The sequence below is a fragment of the Qipengyuania benthica genome (genome assembly GCF_030717865.1).
In the GTDB taxonomy this organism is placed as follows: domain Bacteria; phylum Pseudomonadota; class Alphaproteobacteria; order Sphingomonadales; family Sphingomonadaceae; genus Qipengyuania; species Qipengyuania benthica.
The window spans coordinates 192127-211631 of sequence record NZ_JAVAIL010000001.1 but is presented as its reverse complement, the minus strand read 5'-3'; the positions used below and the strand labels follow the sequence as shown (position 1 = coordinate 211631).

The window sequence follows — 19505 nt, the reverse complement described above, 5'->3', positions numbered from 1 at the left end:
TTGCACCTCGTCCCTTGCAGGGCAAGCCGTAGCGGGGCAGGAGCGGGCAATGGACGGCGACTGGAAACCAGCTCTGCGGCGCGCCAGAGCGCACTCGCCCTTTCTTGGCCACGCGCTCGAGCGACTGCCCGAGTTCGAGGCACTGCTGAGCCAGGGAGAGGGCGAAGCGGCCCTGCTCAAGGCGAAGCAGGCGGGAAGCGGGATCGAGGATTCCGGGCTGGCGCTGCGCCGCGAGCGGCTGGCGCTGGCGCTGGTGCTGGCGATCGGCGATCTCGCCGGCGGTTTCGGGCTCGACAAGGTCATGCGCGAATTGTCCGCCTTCGCCGATCGGGCGCTCCACCGCGCGATCGAGGCAGCCATTCTGCGCCGGGTCCCCGATGCGGAACCCGCCGGCTTCATCGGGCTGGCGCTGGGCAAACACGGCTCGGGCGAGCTCAATTACAGCTCCGACATCGACCCGATCCTGCTCTACGATGCCGAGGCGCTGCCCCGGAGGGAGCGCGACGAGGCGCCCGAAGCCGCGCAGCGCTATGCCCGCGATGTGGTCCGGCTGCTCTCCGACGTCACCGCCGAAGGATACGTCTTCCGCGTCGATCTGAGATTGCGCCCCGCTTCAGAGGTCAGCCCGCTGGCGATCTCGCTTGAGGCGGCGACCGGCCATTACGAAAGCTCCGCGCTCACCTGGGAGCGCGCCGCCTTCATCCGAGCACGTGCCGCCTCAGGCGATATCGCGCGCGGCGAGGCTTTCCTCGATTCGATCCGTTCCTTCGTCTGGCGGCGCAGTCTGGACTTCGGCGCGATCGACGAGATCAGGGGCCTCAGCGCACGAATCCGGACCCGCTACTCGGGCCCGCGCGAACCCGGACCGGGCTTCGATCTCAAGCAGGGCCGCGGCGGCATCCGCGAGATCGAGTTCTTCGCCCAGACCCACCAGCTGATCCATGGCGGGCGCGACCGTTCCCTGCGGGTGCGCGGGACGCGCGGGGCGCTGGATGCGCTGGCGGCGGCGGGGCATATTGCGCAGGAGACCGCGCACACGCTCGGCGAGGCTTACGACACCCTCCGCACGATCGAGCACCGGCTGCAGATGGTCAACGATCGCCAGACGCACACGCTGCCCGAAGGCGAGGCGCTGGATGGCGTCGCCCGCCTGCATGGCATGGAAGACGCCGAGAGGCTGCTGACACTGCTGCACGCAACCTGCGGCCCGGTGGCCCGACATTTCGGCGAATTGATCGCGGAGGACACGCCCGATGGACCGGTCCCGCTGGCGACGCCGGACCAACTCGACAGCTTTGGATTTGCAGACCCCAAGACGGCGGCGCAGCGGATCGCCGGCTGGGGCGACGGTCGCTTCCGCGCGCTGCGCAGCGAGCCGGCCAAGGCGGCCTTCGATGCAATCCGCCCGCAATTGTTCGAGGCGCTGGGCAAGGGGCCCGATCCGGACCACTCGCTGGCGCGATTTGAAACCCTGCTCGAAAAGCTGCCCAGCGCGATCAATCTGTTCCGCCTGCTCGAAGCGCGTCCCGGGCTGCTGCAACTGCTCGTCGACTGCCTGACGTTGGCCGCGCCATTGTCGGACGAACTGGCGCGGCGACCCGAACTGCTCGATACGCTGATCGATCGCAGCGCCTTCGACCTGCCCGGCTCGACCGAAGAATTGGCGCAAATGATGCAGCGTACCGAACGCGGCGACGATTACGAACAGGCGCTCGACCGCATCCGCATCATTACCAGCGAGCAGCGCTTTACGCTGGGCGTGCAATTGATCGAGGCGGCGCAGGACCCGCTCGATGTCGCCGAGGCGCTGTCGCGGGTCGCGGAAGCCGCCGTTCGGGTGGCCTGCGCAGCGGCACAGGAAGAGTTCGCCGAACGCCATGGGCGGTTCGAGGATGGCGAATTGCTGGTGCTGGGCCTGGGAAGGCTGGGCGGCGGCGCGCTCACTCACGCCTCCGACCTCGACATGATCTATCTCTTTACCGACGGCGAGGAATCCGAATCGGACGGGGCCCGGCCGCTTGGCCGGACGCTCTATTTCAATCGGCTGGCCCAGCGGGTGAGCGTGGCCTTGAGCGTTCCCACCGCGCAGGGTGCGCTCTACGAAGTCGATACGAGGCTGCGGCCCCAAGGCGTTCAGGGTCCGCTCGCGGTCGGACTGGCTTCCTTCGCGCACTATCAGCGCGAAAATGCCTGGACCTGGGAGCACATGGCTCTCAACCGCGCGCGGGTGCTGGTCGGATCGCTCGAGGCGCGGCAGCGGGTGGAGGCTATCGCAGCCGAGATCCTCGACAGACAGCGCGATACCGCCGCATTGCGGGCAGATGTCGTAAAGATGCGCCGCGACATGGCGGTGCACAAGCCGGCGCGCGGCGAACTCGACGTGAAGCTTCTGCGCGGCGGGTTGGTGGATCTCGAATTCCTCGTCCACTTCCTGCAATTGCGCGACCGTACTGCGCTGACCCCGGATCTTTCGGCGGCCATCGCCCAATTGGCCGAGCGGGGCCTCGTCTCGAGCGAGCTGCGCGACCATCATCGCCTGCTCACCCGCGTGCTGGTCGGCTCGCGGCTGCTGGCGCCCGACCTCGGCGCGCCCGGCGCGGCGGCGCGCGCGGTGATCGCCCGGTTGGCGCGACAGAATGACTATGCTGCGCTCTTGCGGGCGCTGGACGAAGCCCGCCATGGGGTGCGGGCACAATGGGCCGAGACCTTCGGCGAGAAACTGGAGACGGATCGATGAGCGACTTTCCCGCGCAAGGCGACGCAATGCCCGACATCGCCATGGAAACCCCCGAGGGAGGGTCGGTGCGCGCCTCCGATTTCCAGGGCCGCAAGGCGGTGTTCTTCTTCTATCCCAAGGACAACACGCCGGGCTGCACCACCGAAGCCAAGGATTTCTCGGCGCTCCGGCCGGGATTCGACAAGCTCGGCGTGGCGGTGCTCGGCATCAGCAAGGACTCGCCGCAGAAACATCGCAATTTCGTCGCCAAGCACGAGCTCACCATCGATCTCGCGACCGATTCCGCCGAAGACGGACTGTCCGATGCGCTGGGAATCTGGACCGAGAAATCGATGTACGGAAAGACCTTCATGGGCATGGTCCGAACGACATACCTGCTGGGCGAGGACGGGAAGATCGAGCGGGTGTGGAACAAGGTCACGGTGAAGGAGCACGCCGACGAAGTGCTCGCGGCCGCAGCCGCGACGTGAGCGGGGCCCGCCCTACTATCGGAGCTGCGATCCGCGGCGCGCTGCTAACGGGCGGCCCGGCGGGCAAGGCGTTCGCGGCGCGCAAGGTTGCGCGCGACTGGCGGCTGGGGAGGCTGGACTTCGATCTCGACCGGCCCGACGCAGCGGTGATGCCCGAGCGACCCGAATGGCCGGATAATCTGCAATTGCTGCCGCCGGCGCAAATGCCCCGGCGCGGCAAGGGCGGCTCCGAGCGGGGGCGGCTCGCGCTGTGGCACGCGCTGGCGCACATCGAATTCGTCGCGATCGATCTGGCGCTCGACATGGCGGGTCGTTTCGGCGGAGCACGCGGCGAGGAATTCGTCTCCGATTTCCTTGGCATCGCGGCGGACGAGGCGATGCATTTCGCCCTGCTCGACCGCAAGCTGGCCCGGCTCGGCTCGCATTACGGTGCCCTCCCCGCGCATGAGGGGCTGTGGCAGGCGGCGCAGGACACGGCGCACGATCCTGCCGCCCGGCTGGCAATCGTGCCGATGGTGCTGGAAGCGCGCGGTCTCGATGTAACCCCCGCTACGCTCGAGCGGGTGAAGGCGCATGGCGATTCGCACGGCGCGCGAATTCTCGAGCGAATCCTTGACGACGAAATCCGCCACGTTGCGGTGGGGACCAAGCACTTTCTGAAAATTTGCGGAGAGCGGAACAAACCGCCGCAAGAAACGTGGCAAAGCTTCGTCAGAACGCACTTTTCGGGTCGGTTGAAGCCTCCATTCAACGACTCGGCGCGTCATGCAGCCGGTCTGTCGCTAGACTTCTACGCCGCTCTTGCTTCGTAAACCTTTCCGCCCGTACCCCACGAATGCACAAAGCGACGGGGGGTTCCGGTCGCAGAGTGAAAAGATCGTCAGGCTCAGGGGAATGGGTCGACGGTCGGGATTGCAGGCATCGATAAAGGTGCCACAAGAATTGGACGGGTCTGATTTATGAACGATTTCATCATCTCCGCGGGTCGCGCTCTGCTGGGTACTTTTGGCGCCGCCGCAATCCTGGCCGCCGCACCGGCGCAGGCCGAAACTTCCGACACTGTCGAGATGGTCGCCAAGACCGACCTTCCCACCAAGGGCTCAATGGGCGCCGCACTGGGTACGGGCGAAGCGCATGACGAACAGTTCCGGCAGCTCTTCGCCAGCTGGGACAAGATCGACCGGGCGCAGGCCGGCGTCCTGACCACGACGGTCGCGGTTCCGTCGCGCATGCCGCTCGAGAACGCCCGCCTGTCGAGCGATTTCGGCACTCGCATCCACCCGGTGCTCGGCCGCCGCGCCGGACATAAGGGTGTCGATCTGGCCGCGCCGACCGGCACACCGGTCTATGCCACCGCCGATGGCAAGGTGAGCCGCGCCAACTGGTTCTCCAGCTACGGCAATTACATCGCGATCGAGCATGGCGCCGATCTGCAGACCCGCTTCGCCCATCTTTCCGAAATCGTCGTTTCGGCAGGCGCCTCGGTCAAGAAGGGCGATCTGATCGGTTACGTCGGCTCGACCGGCCGTTCGACCGGCCCGCACCTCCATTACGAAGTGCGCGTCAACGGGGTCGCGGTCGATCCCTCGCCCTACATGCTCGAGACCGCAGCCGCGCGCACCTTCGCGCTGGCCGGCGGCGAGTAGGCGACCGAGCAAGCGGCCAGGCCGCAGAGTTACTCCCTGGACGGGAGCTGAGAAGGCGGCGGGGCAACCTGCCGCCTTTTTGCTTGTGCGCAAGAATGCATGCGTTAGGTTTCGAAGCGCAACCAACTGGCCCGCCAAGAGGCCCCGTGGGAGAGATACATGCATCCGATCGTTCACGCGCAGACGCGCCCCGACCATCCTGCCATCATCATGGCTGGCAGCGGCGAGACCGTCACCTATGGCGAGATGGACGCGACCGCCAACCGCTTCGCGAATCTGTTGCGGAAGCGCGGCCTGGGTCGGGGCGACCATTTCGGCATGCTGATGGAGAACAACGCGCTGTTCCTCCAGCTGGTCTGGGGATCGCAGCGTTCGGGCGCGATGATGGTCCCGGTCTCGACCCGCCTGACCGCGCCCGAGATTGCCTATATCCTGCAGGACAGCGATGCCCGGCTGATGGTCACCTCGACCAAATTCGCCGATGTGATCGAGGAATTGCGCGAACATTGCCCCCAGTGCGAATTCCTGATCCTGGGCGGCGACGGCGATGAGGATCTCGAAACGGCGATCGCGGCGCAGTCTGGCGAGCCGCTGGCCGATCCCCTGCCCGGCCAATACATGCTCTATTCCAGCGGCACCACCGGCCGGCCCAAGGGTGTGCGCCCGCGCCCGCCGGAAACCGACGATATCCAGGAAGTCTCGCCGCTGGTGGGGCTGGCGGTGATGGGCGCAGGGATGCCCGCCGACGGGTCGATGGTCTATCTCTCGCCCGCGCCGCTCTATCACGCCGCGCCGCTGGGCTGGTGCAGCACCGCGCATCGACTGGGCGGGACCATCGTGGTGATGGAGCGGTTCGATCCCGAGCTCGCGCTGGCAACGATCGAGAAATACCGCGTCACCGACAGCCAGTGGGTGCCCACCCATTTCGTCCGGATGCTCAAGCTCGATCCGGCGCAGCGCGAGAAATACGACCTTTCCAGCCACCGGCGCGCGCTCCACGCGGCGGCGCCCTGCCCGGTGCCCGTCAAGCAGGCGATGATCGAATGGTGGGGCCCGATCGTGAACGAGTATTACGCCGGGTCCGAGGGGATCGGCATGACGCTGGTCAAGGCGGAGGACTGGCTCGCCCATCCCGGCACCGTTGGCAGAGCGATCCACGGCACGCTGCATGTCTGCGGGCCCGATGGCGAGGAATTGCCTGCCGGGCAGGACGGGCTGATCTATTTCGAGAACGCGATCCTGCCGACCTATCACAACGATCCCGACAAGACCGCCGAGGCGATGCATCCCAAGGGGTGGATGACGCTGGGCGATATCGGCCATGTCGACGAGGAGGGTTTCCTCTATCTCACCGATCGGCAGAGCCACATGATCATCTCGGGCGGGGTCAACATCTACCCGCAGGAGATCGAGAACCTGCTGATCAGCCATGACAAGGTGATGGATGCCGCGGTGATCGGCGCGCCCGATCCCGATTTCGGTGAGCAGGTCGTGGCGGTGGTCCAGCCGGTCGACATGGCGGAAGCGGGGGCGGCGCTGGAAGAGGAACTGCGCGCCTATCTCGCGCCCAGGCTGGCGCGCATCAAGCTGCCCAAGCTGTTCGACTTCCGCCCCGCGCTGCCGCGCGAGGCGAATGGCAAGTTGTACAAGCGCGAGCTGCGCGACGAATACGCCGCCAAAGCCGAGGTCGCGGCGTGACCGCGCCGGGCACAGCCGCTCCGGTGCTGCCGCCCGAACAGGGCCGCGCGGTGATCGATCCGGCAAGCTATGCGCAATGGGACGGGCTGCTCGACCTGTTCGATCGCTTGCGCGAAGAGGCGCCGGTCGCCCGCGTCGAATCGCCCGATGGCATCCACCCGCCGTTCTGGCTGGTCACGCGTTACTACGACGTGATGCGGATCTCGAAAGACAATGCGACCTTCCTCAACAATCCGCAGACGGTGGTGTTCTCGCTGACAGAGGGGATCGAATTCGCCAAATCGCTGACCGGCGGCAGCCCGCATCTGGTCGCCAGCCTCGTCACCTTCGATGCGCCGATCCACATGAAATACCGCAAGCTCACGCAGGAATGGTTCATGCCCAAGAACCTGCGCGGGGTGGAGGACGAGATCCGCACCCTGGCGCAGGCGACGGTTCAGCGGCTGGTCGATGCGGGTGGGGATGAAGGGGCCGGGGAAACCAAGGTCGTGGACTTCGTCAAGCTCGTCTCGGCACCCTACCCGCTGCATGTGGTGATGCAGATCCTGGGCGTGCCCGAGGAAGACGAGGCGCGGATGCTGATGCTCACCCAGCAGATGTTCGGCGGGCAGGACGAAGAACTCAGCGGCTCGGGCATGGCGGCGATGACGCCCGACCAGATCACCCAGCTGGTCGCGGGTGCGGTCAAGGATTTCGAGGCCTATTTCGCCCGCCTCACCGCCGAGAAGCGCGCCCATCCGACCGGCGATGTCGCGAGCACCATCGCCAACGCCACGGTCGACGGCGAACCGCTCAACGACCGCGACATGATGGGCTATTACATCATCCTCGCCGCCGCAGGGCACGATACCACCAGCGCGAGCACCGCCGGCGCGATGCTGGCGCTGGCGCGCGATCCGGAGCAGTTCGCGCGGGTCAGGGCCGACCGCTCGCTGCTGCCCGGCATCGTCGAGGAAGCGATCCGCTGGACCAGCCCGGTCCAGCATTTCATGCGCAGCGCGGCAGAGGATACCGAGGTCGGCGGGCAGAAAATCGCAAAGGGGGACTGGCTGATGATCAACTACGTCGCCGCCAATCACGACCCGGCGCAATTCGAAAACCCGCGCCGCTTCGATGCCTCGCGCCACCCCAACCGCCACCTCGCTTTCGGCGCGGGCGCGCACCAGTGCCTGGGCCTGCATCTGGCGCGGCTCGAGATGCGGATCCTGTTCGAGGCGCTGCTCGACCGGATCGAGAGCGTCGAACTGGCGGGCGAACCGGCGCGCGCCAAATCGACCTTCGTCGGCGGTCTCAAGACGCTCCCGCTGCGCTTCGTCGCGCACTGATTCGCATCCCGATTCGTTCAGGCCCGCCGTCCGCCGGGTGAACAAAAGAGGGTTTGGTTGATGAAACACATCCCCCTTCGCCGGTCGAGGGCGACTACCGCCGCTGGCATGCCGTTTTCGCGATGTGAAAGAGCCGATGCGAAGCTAGCAAATCGCAAACGTGTAGGAAAATGCGCAGTTCGCCGGAGCGACGCACCGGGCCCGGATCAAGTCCGGTCCGACGATTTTATCACGTCCGGGGCAACGAAATATCGACCGAACTCACCTTCCCGTCGCCCCGGACTGAATCGGGGGCGGTGCTTGCCTTGCCGCTATCCCAGCAACCGCTCCGCGATCGCGCGCACATCCGCGCCCATGTCCTCGCGTTCCAGCGCCAGCGCCAGCGTCGCTTCGACGAAACCCAGCTTGTTGCCGCAGTCGAAGCGGCGGCCCGCGAAGGTGACCGCGTGGAAGGGCTGCTGGCCGATCATCCGCGCCATCGCGTCGGTCAGCTGGATCTCGCCGCCCGCGCCCTTGCCTTGGGTTTCGAGCACCCGCATCACCTCGGGCTGGAGGATGTAGCGGCCCGAGACGATCTTGTTCGATGGCGCCTCGGCCACCGGCGGTTTCTCGACCAGCCCGCGCACCTCGGTGAGATTGTCGCGCGCTTCGCCCGGATCGATCACGCCGTAGCTCGAGACCTGCTCGCGCGGCACCTCGAGCACCGAGATCAGATTGCCGCCCACTTCGCCATAGGCCTCGACCATCTGCTTCATGCAACCGGTGCCGCCGCCCGCCTGCGCCACCATCAGCTCGTCGGGGAGGAAGACCGCGAAGGGTTCGTCGCCGACCACAGCGCGCGCGCACCAGATCGCATGGCCCAGCCCAAGCGGGACCTGCTGGCGCACCGCGATGATGTCGCCCGGCGTGGCGCTGGAGGCATCGAGGACGGACATGTCCTTGTCGCGCTCGCGCATGGTCGCCTCGAGCTCGAAGGCGATATCGAAATGATCGACGATCGCGGTCTTGCCGCGCCCGGTGACGAAGATCATCTGCTCGATCCCCGCCTCGCGCGCCTCGTCCACCGCATATTGGATCAGCGGGCGATCGACGATCGGGAGCAGTTCCTTGGGGACCGCCTTGGTGGCGGGGAGGAAGCGGGTGCCCAGACCGGCGACGGGGAAGACGGCTTTTCGGATCGGTTGATGCTGGCTCATGGCGGGGAGCGTTACGGTGCGCCGCGCGCGGGCGTCAAGCAACATGGATCAAGCTGCGCCGCACGGGATCGGCGCCGTATCTGCGCGCTGTTTGCGTGACCGCGCAAAGCCGCTAATGCGGCGCGATGGACAAACTCATCATCACCGGCGGCAACCGCCTCGAAGGCACGCTGCCGATCTCCGGCGCCAAGAATTCCGCCCTGACCCTGCTTCCCTGCGCGCTGCTGACCGACGAGCCGGTGACCTTGCGCAACCTGCCGCGGCTCGCCGATATCGACGGCTTCCAGCACCTGATGACGCAGTTCGGCGTGTCGCATTCGATCGCCGGCAAGCGGCCCGAGGATTTCGGCCGCGTGGTCACGCTGGAGGCGACGCGGATCACCTCCACCGTCGCGCCCTACGATCTGGTGCGCAAGATGCGCGCCTCGGTGCTGGTGCTGGGGCCGCTGCTGGCGCGCGCGGGCGAGGCGACGGTGTCGCTGCCCGGCGGCTGCGCGATCGGCAACCGTCCGATCAACCTCCACCTCGACGCGCTCGAGGCGCTGGGGGCGCAGATCGAGGTGGCGCAGGGCTATGTGAAGGCCAACGCCCCCGACGGCGGGCTGCCCGGCGGCGATTTCGACTTTCCGCTGGTCTCGGTCGGGGCGACCGAGAACGCGCTGATGACCGCGGTGCTGTGCAACGGCACCAGCCGGATCGGCAATGCCGCGCGCGAGCCCGAGATCGTCGATCTGTGCAATCTGCTGGTGGCGATGGGCGCGGAGATCGAGGGGATCGGCTCCTCCGACCTGACCGTGCACGGCGTCAAGCGATTGAACGGCGCGACCTACAAGGTGATGCCCGACCGGATCGAGGCGGGTTCCTATGCCTGCGCGGCGGCGATCACCGGGGGCAATGTGCTGCTCGAGGGCGCCAAGGCGGACGACATGCTCGCCACCAATCACGCGCTGCGCAATATCGGCGTCGCGGTGACCGAGGAGAAGGGCGGCTTGCGGATCTGCGCCGACGGGCCGCTCAAGCCCACCAATCTCTCGACCGCACCGTTCCCCGGGCTCGCCACCGACATGCAGGCGCAATTCATGAGCCTGTTGTGCCGCGCCGAAGGCACCAGCGTGCTGACCGAAACGATCTTCGAGAACCGCTACATGCATGTGCCCGAACTCAGGCGGATGGGCGCGGATATCGAGGTGTCGGGACGGACCGCGATCGTTCGCGGGGTCGAGCGGCTGACCGGTGCCGAGGTGATGGCGACCGATCTGCGCGCCTCGATGAGCCTGGTCATCGCAGGCCTCGCCGCCGAGGGCGAGACGCAGGTGCGGCGGATCTACCATCTCGACCGCGGTTACGAGCGGCTGGAGGAGAAGCTGTCGCTGGTCGGCGCGCAAATCGAACGCGTCGGCGACGAATAGCGCTCTAGGGCCGGACCTTTTGCACTGTTCCCGCGTTGATCGGGGCAAGAACAGCAAAGGACGAAACCCATGTTACTCAAGCTCGCAGCACTCGGAGCCGTCGGTTACGCCGGCTACAAATATTACGAGAAGAACCGCGTCGACGAGAACGGCGTCGCTTTCGCCAAGGGTCAGCCCGACGGCCGGGTCCGCGATTCCGGCCCGCGCGCCACCCCCACCGGCGAGAAGAACTGGTCGAAGACCGACGAGGAAATCGACGAATCCTTCCCCGCGAGCGATCCGCCCGCGAATTACTGATCCTTTATGGTGACGACGAGAGGGCGTCGGGAGCGATCCCGGCGCCTTTTTCGTGCGTCGCCTGCAGGCGCGCGACCAGCCAGATCCGGATCGCGCTCGCCAGACCCGGCGGGGTCGCGCTGGCGATCCGCTCGGCGTCGATCCGCGCCACCAGCGTGCTCAGCGGCAGGCCTTCTTCCGCGGCGGCGGCATGGAGCAGGTCCCAGAACAGCGGCTCGAGGCTGATCGAAGTGCGATGTCCCTGAATGCTGAGCGAATGCTTGACCGGCGGGTGGTAGGGCGCGGCCATCAGCACAGGGCCATCAATCCCGATCCGGGCCGAGCATAGCTTCGGGTCGGACGATCCGGTCGTAATTCTCGCCCGAGACATGCCCGCTGGCGACCGCCGCCTCGCGCAAAGTCGTGCCTTCCTTGTGCGCGGTCTTGGCGATGGCGGAGGCATTGTCGTAGCCGATAGTGGGCGCCAGCGCGGTGACCAGCATCAGCGAGTTGGCGACCCCGCGGGCGATATTGTCCTCGCGCGGCTCGAGCCCCTCGAGCAGGTTGGCGGTGAAACTGCGCGCGCCATCGCCCAGCAACCGCACCGATTGCAGGAAGGCATAGCCCATCACCGGCCGGTAGGTGTTGAGCTCGAACTGGCCCTGGCTGCCCGCGAAGGTCAGCGTGGTGTGATTGCCGAACACCTGCGCGCACAATTGCGTCAGCGCCTCGCACTGGGTCGGGTTGACCTTGCCCGGCATGATCGAGGAGCCCGGCTCGTTCTCGGGCAGCGCCAGCTCGCCCAGCCCCGAACGCGGCCCCGAGCCCAGCAGGCGGATGTCGCTGGCGATCTTGTAGAGCCCCGCCGCGAGCGTGTTGAGCGCGCCATGCGCGAACAGCAGCGCATCCTGCGCGGCGAGCGCCTCGAACTTGTTGGGCGCGGTGACGAAGGGTAGGCCGGTCGCCTGCGCGATCTCGGCGGCAATCGCCTCGCCGAAGCCGCTGGGCGCGTTGAGCCCGGTGCCGACCGCCGTGCCGCCCTGCGCCAGTTCATGGAGCCCGGGAAGCGCCGCCTCGATCCGCTCGATCCCCAGCGCGACCTGCCGCGCATAGCCCGAGAATTCGTCGCCCAAAGTCAGCGGGGTGGCGTCCTGCGTATGCGTGCGGCCGATCTTGACGATGCCCGACCAGGCGCCGGCCTTCTCTTCCAGCGTGTCGCGCAAATCCACCAGCGCCGGCAGCAGCGCGCCGGTCACCTCGCAGGCTGCGGCGATCTGGATCGCGCTGGGTATGGTATCGTTCGACGACTGGCTCATGTTGACGTGATCGTTGGGATGGACCGGGCTCTTGGTGCCGAGCTCGCCGCCCAGCGCCAGATTGGCGCGGTTCGCGATCACCTCGTTGGCGTTCATATTGCTCTGCGTGCCCGAGCCGGTCTGCCACACCACCAGCGGGAAATGCTCGTCGAGCGCACCGCGCGCGACCTCCTCGGCGGCGGCGACGATGGCATCGGCCAGCCGGCCCTCGAGCAGACCCTGCGATGCATTGACCCGCGCCGCGGCGGCCTTGATCGTTCCCAGCGCATGGACCATCGGCAGCGGAATGCGCTCAGCCCCGATGCGGAAATTCTCCAGACTGCGCTGCGTCTGCGCGCCCCACAGCCTGTCGGCGGGGACGGCGATTTCGCCGAAGGCGTCGGTCTCGATACGGGTGCTGGTCATGGACGGGCCATAGCCGCGCGGGTGCGGGCTCGGCAATCGCTGCAGCGTTGCCAATGCCGCGTGTCGGACCTAGCTGGCCCCTGCGAGGCCACGTCCTCCCCCATGACGGGCACAGGTCCGGGACGGCGCGGCTGCTTTCTGAAGGAGGTCGAATGGCCTGGATTGCCTTGTTCGTCGCCGGTCTGTTCGAGATCGTCTGGGCGTTCGCGATGAAACAGTCGGCGGGGTTCACCCGGTTATGGCCCTCGGTGCTGACGATCGCCGCGATGATCGCCAGCTTCGCGCTGCTCGCGTGGTCGATGCGCACCCTGCCGCTCGGCACCGCCTACACGATCTGGACCGGGATCGGCGCGGTCGGCGCGTTTACTCTGGGCATCCTGGTGCTGGGCGAATCGGCCAACCCGCTGCGGATCGTGGCGGCGCTGATGATCGTCGGCGGGCTGGTGCTGATGAAGCTGTCGAGCCCGGCGTAAACTCCTGTGGGGCTCTCCCAGGGCGTCCCGCTTTCGCTAAGCCTGCCGCGACCCGCAATGACGGGACGAGGCTATGCGTCTGCAGCCGGACGCCATTCACGGTTCGTCACGGTTCGACCGCTGCGGCCTCCAGCCTCGCCCATAGGCTCCATAGCCGCGCGGCGATGGACTCCAGCGGGACGAAATGCTCGCCGCCCTTGAGGTTCACCCGGGTAACATTCGCACCGCCCGCCTGCTCCAGCCTGACCGCTGCTTCGGGATCGACGACCTCGTCCTTCGCGCCGTGCAGCAGAACCACCGGTTCGGCGACCCGGGCGATGGCGGCGAGATTGTCGTAGCGATCGGGCAGCAGCGGGCGCAGCAGCGCGGGGACCTGATCGGCGAGCCGGGTGAAGGCGCCCAGCGTCGCGACGCCGGTAACCTCGTGGCGCGCGGCGAGTTCGAGCGCGACCGCGGCGCCCAGCGAGAAGCCGAAGAGATAGATGCGTCCTTCGGGATTGAGCGCGCGGGCCTTGGCGAGCCAGGCCTCGCCATCGCCGAAGAGCCCCACTTCGGACGGCTCGCCCGGATTGTCGCCATATCCGCGGTAGGAGGCGATCAGCACCCCGTGCCCGCCCTCGCGCAGCGCTTCGGCGCGGCGCGCCATGACCAGCTGGTTGTAGTCGCGCCCGTGGAAGACCACCACCAGCCGGTCGTTGCCTGCCTCGGGTGCCCAGTAATAGCCTGCGAGCGCGAGCCCGTCGGCAGTGACGGCCTGCAGCGGCAGCGGTGGATCGCCAGCGAATTCGACTTCGGTATCCGCGAGGGAGACCGGATGGTAAATCCGGTCGCGCACGATATCGGCCTTCGCGGGAGCGGCGAGCAGCACGAGCAGGGTGACCAGCGCTCTTATCATTTCGACCCTTCCGACCAGCGCGCCATCCGCACCTGCCTCAATACATATGCTGCCCACCGTTGATGCTCATCGTCGAGCCGGTGACGAAGCCCGCGTCCTCGCTGCACAGAAAGCTCACCCCGCGGGCGATCTCGTTCGCATGGCCGAGCCGGCCGACCGGGATCTTGGCGACGATCTTTTCCAGCACCGGCTCGGGCACCGCGGCGACCATGTCGGTGTCGATATAGCCCGGCGCGATCGCGTTGACGGTGACGTTGAAGCGCGCCCCTTCCTGCGCCAGCGCCTTGGTGAAGCCATGGATCCCGCTCTTGGCGGCAGCGTAGTTGACCTGGCCGTATTGCCCCGCCTGACCGTTGATCGAGCCGATGTTGACGATCCGCCCCCAGCCGCGCTCCTTCATCCCCGGGAAGCAGGCCTTGGCCATGGTGAAGCAGCCGCCCAGATTGACGCGCATCACGTCGTTCCAGTCCTCGTAGCTCATCTTGAGCAGCGTCCCGTCTCGGGTGATCCCGGCATTGTTCACCACCACGTCGATCGGGCCGACCTCTTCGCCGATCCGCGCGCAGGCCTCGGTCGCTGCCTGGTGGTCGCCGACATCGAAGCGATAGGCCGGTATCCCGGTGTCGTCGCTGAATGCGCGCGCGGCATCGGCATTGCCCGCGTAATTGGCCACCACCGTGAACCCGTCCGACCGGAGCTGCTCGCACACCGCGCGTCCGATCCCCCGGGTACCCCCGGTCACCACTGCCACTCTTGCCATGATCGTCGTCCCTCTCTCCATTCCCTAGCGCAAAGCTCTAGGCCAATGCAGGACGGGGACAAGAAAAACCCCGCCAAAGCGGGGCCGGGCAGAACAACGAAGCACAAAGCGGATCAGAAGCGGAACTGGGTTCCGACATAGACCGCCTGATTGTCCTCGAGCCCATCGGTCAGTGGGGCGAGGCGGTCGCGATCCTGCGACAGGCGCACGCCGGCGGTGACATCGAGATTGCGCGTCACACGGTAGGAGCCGCCGACATCGACGCTCTGTTCGCCGAGCGCCTCGAGCGGGCGCGCGGTCCGGCCAGGCGAATCGTCGATCCGGGTGGCGATTCTCGGCTGGAAGCGGCTGGGCTTGTCCGCAGGCTGCGAGGGGCGGAATTCCGCCAGATCGGGCATGGCGATATCGCGCACGCCCGAAAGGCCGGCTGTCGCACCGGCGAGCGGCTTGGGAGCGGGCTGGGTGAAACCTTGATAGCCGCGCGCGATCCCCAGATCGTAGCGCGTCGGCGCCAGCGCCAGCAGCGGTGCGCCGCGGCCCGCTTCGGTCGCTGCGTCGATGGTCTTGCGCACCGAAATCGCCCGCGCGGTCGCCTGATCGACGCGCACCGCGACGGTCAGCGTACGATCCTTGCGCCCGGGGCGCGCGGCGGGGGTGAAACGCAGCGCATCGAGACCGACCGAGGAGGCCAGTTCGCTGATCGCCGCGGCATCCATCCCGGCGGGCGTGAAGGGCATGAACTCCAGATCGGCAACCGATTCGCTGGAAGCGACGGGAGCGCCCACGACCGCAGCGCCGGTGGCGGGAAGCGTGAGCGCCAGACCGGCAGCGGCGAGCAGAGCGGCCGTGAGCCGCGCCTTTCCGCCATTACCCGTGCTGCGTTTCATCTCTAAGCGCCCCTGTGATCCGGCCGCGGCACACACCGCGCTCGCGTTCGGACCTTTGATATAGACCAGTCAGGCCGTTAACGGTTCCTGAAGCCAGCCCATCTGCGATTCATTGAGGCCGCGAACCCTGGCCCCGAGTCTCTGTCTTCGTCTTTCTTGATAGGAAGATGACAAAGGCACGACCAGCTTTTCCACAGGTCGCGCGGAACAAATCCGGCGACTGTTGCTCGTGCCCCACACCGGACGGCGCCCAACCAGAATTGCAGGGGACTGCAGGGAAAGCAAAAGTTCAGCGGCTATTCAGCGGCTGGGCCCTTATCCGTTCGCAGCGCCACGGTCCGCCATCCCTTGCCCGTCGCGCCGGGGCGGCTATAGAACGCCCTAGGACAGACCAAGGACCAGCATGACCCTTCATCCCGCACCCCGCCGCTCCGCATTCCGCATCGCCGCCGCTTTCGTCAGCGCCATTGCCGGGGTGACCACGCTGGCGGCCTGCGCCGGGAACGAGCGTCCGACCGCCGATCTCGCCGCGGCGCAGGTCAACACCATCGGCGTCAATTCCTATCTCTGGCGCGCCGCGCTCGACGCGGTCAGCTTCGCACCGCTGCTCCAGGCGGACAGCGCCGGCGGGGTCATCGTCACCGACTGGTACGCCAATCCGGCCAATCCCGGCGAGCGCGTCAAGCTCACCGTCTCCGTGCTCGACACCGATCTGCGCGCCGATGCGCTCAGGGTCGCCGCCAGTCGCCAGGTGGCGCAGGGCGGTACCTGGGTCGAGGCACCCGTGCAGGCCGCCACGGTGCAGAAGCTGGAAGACATCATCCTCACCAAGGCGCGCGAACTGCGCCGCGAGGCGATCCGCGGCTGATCGCCGGTCTGCTTTGGCGGACGCGAGACGACGACACCGATAAGCAAGCCGGCGCAGACAGCCGCAGCACGACGCTAGACAGAACGACAGGGACGCCCATGGCCGAGAGCACATTCGATCCGTCGCAGGCCGACGGACGCTGGCAGCGCGCATGGGACGACGCCCAGACCTTCCGCGCCGACAGCGCTTCTGACAAGCCCAAGAGCTACGTCCTCGAGATGTTCCCCTATCCCTCGGGGCGCATCCATATCGGCCATGTCCGCAATTACACGATGGGCGACGTGCTGGCGCGCTACAAGCGGATGCGCGGGCACGAGGTGCTGCATCCGATGGGCTGGGACGCTTTCGGCATGCCGGCCGAGAACGCGGCGATGGAAAAGGGCGTCCATCCCGGCCAGTGGACCCGCGCCAATATCGAACACATGAAGGCGCAGTTGAAGCGGCTCGGCTTCGCGCTCGACTGGAGCCGGGAGCTGGCGACCTGCGAGCCGGACTATTACGGCCACGAGCAGGCGCTGTTTCTCGATCTCTACGAAGCGGGCCTCGTCTATCGCAAGGAGAGCGAGGTCAATTGGGATCCGGTCGACCAGACCGTACTCGCCAACGAGCAGGTGATCGACGGCAAGGGCTGGCGCTCGGGCGCCGAGATCGAGAAGCGCAAGCTCTCGCAATGGTTTCTCAAGATCACCGATTTCGCCGAGGAGTTGCTCGAGGGTCTGGGCGAGCTCGATCGCTGGCCCGACAAGGTCCGGCTGATGCAGGAGAACTGGATCGGCAAATCGCAGGGGCTGCAATTCGCCTTCGACCTGTCGAGCGGCGAGAAGCTGGAGGTCTACACCACCCGGCCCGACACCATCTTCGGCGCGAGCTTCGTCGCGGTGGCGGCGGATCATCCGGTGGCGCAGGGCGCGGCGCAGGACAATTCGGCGGCGCAGGAATTCATCGCGCTTTGCAAGCGCGGCGGGACCACGGCGGCCGAGCTGGAGACCGCCGAAAAGCTGGGCTTCGACACCGGCATCACCGCGCGCCATCCCTTCACCGGCGAGGCGCTGCCGGTCTATATCGCCAATTTCGTGCTGATGGATTATGGCACCGGTGCCATCATGGCGGTGCCCGGCCACGACCAGCGCGATTTCGAATTCGCGACCAAATACGGTCTGCCGATCCCGCGCGTGGTGGCCCCGAGCACTGCGGATGCCGAGGCGCCGATGGCCGAGGCCTTCACCGCCGAGGGCGTGCTGGTGAACTCGCGCTTCCTCGACGGAATGGACATCGCCGCGGGCAAGCAGGCAGTGATCGCCCGCGCGCAGAGCGAAGGCTGGGGCGAGGGCAAGACCGTCTGGCGGTTGCGCGACTGGGGGGTCAGCCGCCAGCGCTATTGGGGGACGCCGATCCCCTTCATCCATTGCCACGCCTGCGGCGTGGTGCCGGCCCCCAAGGAAAGCCTGCCGATCACGCTGCCCGAGGATGTCGATTTCCAGACCCCGGGCAACCCGCTCCAGCGCCACGAGGCGTGGAAGCGGGTCGATTGCCCCCAATGCGGCGGCGAGGCGGCGCGCGAGACCGACACGCTCGACACCTTCGTCGACAGCTCGTGGTATTTCCTGCGCTTCGCCAGCCAGCCCGCCGACCGCCCCTTCGATCCTGCCGAAGTCGCGAAATGGCTGCCGGTCGAGCAATATATCGGCGGGGTCGAGCACGCGATCCTGCACCTGCTCTACGCCCGCTTCTGGACTCGCGCGCTGAGGCGGATGGGTAGGCTCGATGTCGCCGAGCCCTTCGCCTCGTTGTTCACGCAAGGCATGGTGACGCACGAGACCTACGCCCGCCGCGACGGCGCGGAGGGTCGGCAGAGCTTCTTCAGCCCCGAGGAAGTCGAGCGCAGCGCGGATCGCGCGGTGCTCAAGGCCGATGGCGCGCCGGTCGAGATCGGCCGCGTCGTCAAGATGTCGAAGTCGAAGAAGAACGTCGTCGACCCCGACACCATCGTCGAGCGACACGGCGCGGATGCGGTGCGCTGGTTCATGCTGTCCGACAGCCCGCCCGAGCGCGATCTGCCTTGGTCGGACGCCGGGATGGAGGGCTGCGCGCGCTTCGTCCACCGGCTGTGGCGTCTGTTCGGGCAGTACGATGCCGGAGCATCCGGCGATCGGGACAAGCCGCTCGAGCGCAAGACCCACCAGACCATCGCCGCGGTCGCGACCGATATCGAGGCGCTCGGATTCAACAAGGCGGTGGCGCGGATCTACGAACTGACCGGCGCGGTCGAGAAGGCGGCGCCTTCGCCCAGCCGCTCGCGCGCGATCCTCGCGCTGGTGCGGCTGGTCGCGCCGATGATGCCGCATCTGGCGGAGGAAGCCTGGCACAGGCTCGGGCAGGACGGGCTGGTCGCCGATGTGGCCTGGCCCGAGGTCGATCCGGCGCTGCTGGTCGAGGACGAGGTCACCATCGCGGTCCAGCACATGGGCAAATTGCGCGATACGCTGAGCGCGCCCAAGGGAGCCGCGAAGGAGGATCTCGAAGCGATGGCGCTGGCGAGCGAGAAGGTCCAGCGCTCGATCGACGGGGCGGCGATCCGCAAAGTGATTGTCGTGCCCGACCGTTTGGTCAATATCGTTACCTGATGCGGCCGATCGCCACTCTTCTCCCCGCCCTGGCTCTCGTGCTGGCGCTGCCCGGCTGCGGGTTGCAGCCGATGTATGCCGGCGGCGGCGACGGGGCGGTGGCGCAGGGTCTCGCCGCGATCGAAGTCCCCGCGATCGGCGGGCGCGCGGGCTGGCTGGTCCGCAATGCGCTGGTGGACCGGCTGGGCGCCGCGGGCGAGGCCGCGCCGCGCTACCGGCTCGATGTGCGGCTGGACGACCAGCTCGAAGGATTGGGCGTGCTGGGCGACGACACCATCGGCCGCGAACGACGGACGCTGCGCGCGCGCTACCAGCTGATCGATACCGCCACCGGTTCGATCCTGCTCGACGCCACCGCCGGCTCCGACGCCGGCATCGACGTGGTCTCCAGCGAATACGCCACCATCGCTGCCGAGCAGACGGCGCTCGAGAATCTCGCGCGCGAGGTCGCCAGCCGGATGGTGACGCGGATCGCGGCCACTCTGCGCGACGAGTACCGGGCAGCCCCGTGAAGGCGGCA

18 protein-coding genes are annotated in these 19505 nt (G+C 67.3%); 12 read left to right on the top strand and 6 right to left on the bottom strand.

What is annotated here, in order from left to right:
* The first annotated feature begins 49 nt into the window (after positions 1-49).
* From glnE to Q9K01_RS01050, 6 genes are all read left to right on the top strand, one after another.
* Positions 50-2737 carry a bifunctional [glutamate--ammonia ligase]-adenylyl-L-tyrosine phosphorylase/[glutamate--ammonia-ligase] adenylyltransferase gene (gene glnE, locus Q9K01_RS01075; RefSeq protein WP_305928364.1) on the top strand — a complete coding sequence of 896 codons (2688 nt, stop codon included), beginning with the start codon at positions 50-52 and terminating at the stop codon, positions 2735-2737.
* Entirely contained in the window at positions 2734-3207 is a 474-nt protein-coding gene (locus Q9K01_RS01070; RefSeq protein WP_305928363.1) for a peroxiredoxin, read from the top strand. Before glnE ends, Q9K01_RS01070 begins: the two co-directional genes overlap by 4 nt.
* A complete protein-coding gene (locus tag Q9K01_RS01065) occupies positions 3204-4019 on the top strand; it encodes a ferritin-like domain-containing protein (RefSeq protein WP_305928362.1) in 816 nt (271 codons plus the stop codon). The genes Q9K01_RS01070 and Q9K01_RS01065 overlap by 4 nt, the downstream gene beginning before the upstream one ends.
* A gap of 147 nt (positions 4020-4166) precedes the next feature.
* Positions 4167-4853 carry a M23 family metallopeptidase gene (locus Q9K01_RS01060; protein ID WP_305928361.1) on the top strand — a complete coding sequence of 229 codons (687 nt, stop codon included), beginning with the start codon at positions 4167-4169 and terminating at the stop codon, positions 4851-4853.
* Between the two features lie 159 nt (positions 4854-5012).
* The gene (locus tag Q9K01_RS01055) at positions 5013-6551 is read left to right on the top strand and encodes an acyl-CoA synthetase (protein ID WP_305928360.1); all 1539 of its coding nucleotides are present in this window, start codon (positions 5013-5015) and stop codon (positions 6549-6551) included.
* Entirely contained in the window at positions 6548-7876 is a 1329-nt protein-coding gene (locus Q9K01_RS01050) for a cytochrome P450 (protein WP_305928359.1), read from the top strand. The genes Q9K01_RS01055 and Q9K01_RS01050 overlap by 4 nt, the downstream gene beginning before the upstream one ends.
* A 311-nt stretch (positions 7877-8187) precedes the next feature.
* On the opposite strand, the gene galU is transcribed toward Q9K01_RS01050, so the two are convergent.
* A complete protein-coding gene (gene galU / locus Q9K01_RS01045; protein ID WP_305928358.1) occupies positions 8188-9072 on the bottom strand; it encodes a UTP--glucose-1-phosphate uridylyltransferase GalU in 885 nt (294 codons plus the stop codon).
* 125 nt (positions 9073-9197) lie between these two features.
* On the opposite strand from galU, the gene murA reads away from it, so the two are divergent.
* Together murA and Q9K01_RS01035 are read left to right on the top strand one after the other, a co-directional pair.
* The gene (murA, locus tag Q9K01_RS01040; protein ID WP_305928357.1) at positions 9198-10481 is read left to right on the top strand and encodes a UDP-N-acetylglucosamine 1-carboxyvinyltransferase; all 1284 of its coding nucleotides are present in this window, start codon (positions 9198-9200) and stop codon (positions 10479-10481) included.
* 69 nt (positions 10482-10550) lie between these two features.
* Positions 10551-10778 (top strand): hypothetical protein, encoded by a 228-nt coding sequence (locus Q9K01_RS01035; protein WP_305928356.1) that lies wholly within the window; start codon positions 10551-10553, stop codon positions 10776-10778.
* A gap of 4 nt (positions 10779-10782) precedes the next feature.
* Here the strand turns inward: Q9K01_RS01035 and Q9K01_RS01030 are convergent, their stop codons facing one another.
* Both Q9K01_RS01030 and fumC read right to left on the bottom strand, forming a co-directional pair.
* Positions 10783-11067, bottom strand: coding sequence for a ribbon-helix-helix domain-containing protein (locus Q9K01_RS01030; protein WP_305928355.1), 285 nt, complete (start codon positions 11065-11067; stop codon positions 10783-10785).
* 13 nt (positions 11068-11080) lie between these two features.
* The gene (gene fumC, locus Q9K01_RS01025; RefSeq protein WP_305928354.1) at positions 11081-12478 is read right to left on the bottom strand and encodes a class II fumarate hydratase; all 1398 of its coding nucleotides are present in this window, start codon (positions 12476-12478) and stop codon (positions 11081-11083) included.
* Positions 12479-12630: 152 nt separating this feature from the next.
* On the opposite strand from fumC, the gene sugE reads away from it, so the two are divergent.
* Complete coding sequence (gene sugE, locus Q9K01_RS01020) at positions 12631-12951, top strand: quaternary ammonium compound efflux SMR transporter SugE (protein ID WP_305928353.1); 321 nt, start codon at positions 12631-12633, stop codon at positions 12949-12951.
* 106 nt (positions 12952-13057) lie between these two features.
* On the opposite strand, the gene Q9K01_RS01015 is transcribed toward sugE, so the two are convergent.
* The 3 genes from Q9K01_RS01015 to Q9K01_RS01005 all read right to left on the bottom strand — a co-directional run bounded on the left by Q9K01_RS01015 (position 13058) and on the right by Q9K01_RS01005 (position 15493).
* Positions 13058-13846, bottom strand: a complete 789-nt coding sequence (locus Q9K01_RS01015) for an alpha/beta hydrolase (protein WP_305928352.1) — start codon at positions 13844-13846, stop codon at positions 13058-13060.
* Between the two features lie 37 nt (positions 13847-13883).
* The gene (gene phbB, locus Q9K01_RS01010) at positions 13884-14606 is read right to left on the bottom strand and encodes an acetoacetyl-CoA reductase (protein ID WP_305928351.1); all 723 of its coding nucleotides are present in this window, start codon (positions 14604-14606) and stop codon (positions 13884-13886) included.
* Positions 14607-14719: 113 nt separating this feature from the next.
* Positions 14720-15493 carry a hypothetical protein gene (locus tag Q9K01_RS01005; protein WP_305928350.1) on the bottom strand — a complete coding sequence of 258 codons (774 nt, stop codon included), beginning with the start codon at positions 15491-15493 and terminating at the stop codon, positions 14720-14722.
* A 403-nt stretch (positions 15494-15896) separates the two neighbouring features.
* Here Q9K01_RS01005 and Q9K01_RS01000 point away from each other — a divergent pair, with 403 nt between their 5' ends.
* The 3 genes from Q9K01_RS01000 to lptE all read left to right on the top strand — a co-directional run bounded on the left by Q9K01_RS01000 (position 15897) and on the right by lptE (position 19497).
* Positions 15897-16361, top strand: coding sequence for a DUF3576 domain-containing protein (locus Q9K01_RS01000; RefSeq protein ID WP_305928349.1), 465 nt, complete (start codon positions 15897-15899; stop codon positions 16359-16361).
* A 98-nt stretch (positions 16362-16459) separates the two neighbouring features.
* Entirely contained in the window at positions 16460-18985 is a 2526-nt protein-coding gene (gene leuS / locus Q9K01_RS00995; protein WP_305928348.1) for a leucine--tRNA ligase, read from the top strand.
* Complete coding sequence (gene lptE, locus Q9K01_RS00990) at positions 18985-19497, top strand: LPS assembly lipoprotein LptE (RefSeq protein WP_305928347.1); 513 nt, start codon at positions 18985-18987, stop codon at positions 19495-19497. Before leuS ends, lptE begins: the two co-directional genes overlap by 1 nt.
* Positions 19498-19505: the final 8 nt, after the last annotated feature.

Excerpts from the sequence above, each read along its gene's own strand:
- glnE (WP_305928364.1), top strand. The coding sequence starts at position 50 with ATGGACGGCGACTGGAAACCAGCTCTGCGGCGCGCCAGAGCGCACTCG.
- Q9K01_RS01070 (WP_305928363.1), top strand. The coding sequence starts at position 2,734 with ATGAGCGACTTTCCCGCGCAAGGCGACGCAATGCCCGACATCGCCATG.
- Q9K01_RS01060 (WP_305928361.1), top strand. The coding sequence starts at position 4,167 with ATGAACGATTTCATCATCTCCGCGGGTCGCGCTCTGCTGGGTACTTTT.
- Q9K01_RS01055 (WP_305928360.1), top strand. The coding sequence starts at position 5,013 with ATGCATCCGATCGTTCACGCGCAGACGCGCCCCGACCATCCTGCCATC.
- galU (WP_305928358.1), bottom strand. The coding sequence starts at position 9,072 with ATGAGCCAGCATCAACCGATCCGAAAAGCCGTCTTCCCCGTCGCCGGT.
- murA (WP_305928357.1), top strand. The coding sequence starts at position 9,198 with ATGGACAAACTCATCATCACCGGCGGCAACCGCCTCGAAGGCACGCTG.
- Q9K01_RS01035 (WP_305928356.1), top strand. The coding sequence starts at position 10,551 with ATGTTACTCAAGCTCGCAGCACTCGGAGCCGTCGGTTACGCCGGCTAC.
- Q9K01_RS01030 (WP_305928355.1), bottom strand. The coding sequence starts at position 11,067 with ATGGCCGCGCCCTACCACCCGCCGGTCAAGCATTCGCTCAGCATTCAG.
- fumC (WP_305928354.1), bottom strand. The coding sequence starts at position 12,478 with ATGACCAGCACCCGTATCGAGACCGACGCCTTCGGCGAAATCGCCGTC.
- sugE (WP_305928353.1), top strand. The coding sequence starts at position 12,631 with ATGGCCTGGATTGCCTTGTTCGTCGCCGGTCTGTTCGAGATCGTCTGG.
- Q9K01_RS01015 (WP_305928352.1), bottom strand. The coding sequence starts at position 13,846 with ATGATAAGAGCGCTGGTCACCCTGCTCGTGCTGCTCGCCGCTCCCGCG.
- phbB (WP_305928351.1), bottom strand. The coding sequence starts at position 14,606 with ATGGCAAGAGTGGCAGTGGTGACCGGGGGTACCCGGGGGATCGGACGC.
- Q9K01_RS01005 (WP_305928350.1), bottom strand. The coding sequence starts at position 15,493 with ATGAAACGCAGCACGGGTAATGGCGGAAAGGCGCGGCTCACGGCCGCT.
- Q9K01_RS01000 (WP_305928349.1), top strand. The coding sequence starts at position 15,897 with ATGACCCTTCATCCCGCACCCCGCCGCTCCGCATTCCGCATCGCCGCC.
- leuS (WP_305928348.1), top strand. The coding sequence starts at position 16,460 with ATGGCCGAGAGCACATTCGATCCGTCGCAGGCCGACGGACGCTGGCAG.
- lptE (WP_305928347.1), top strand. The coding sequence starts at position 18,985 with ATGCGGCCGATCGCCACTCTTCTCCCCGCCCTGGCTCTCGTGCTGGCG.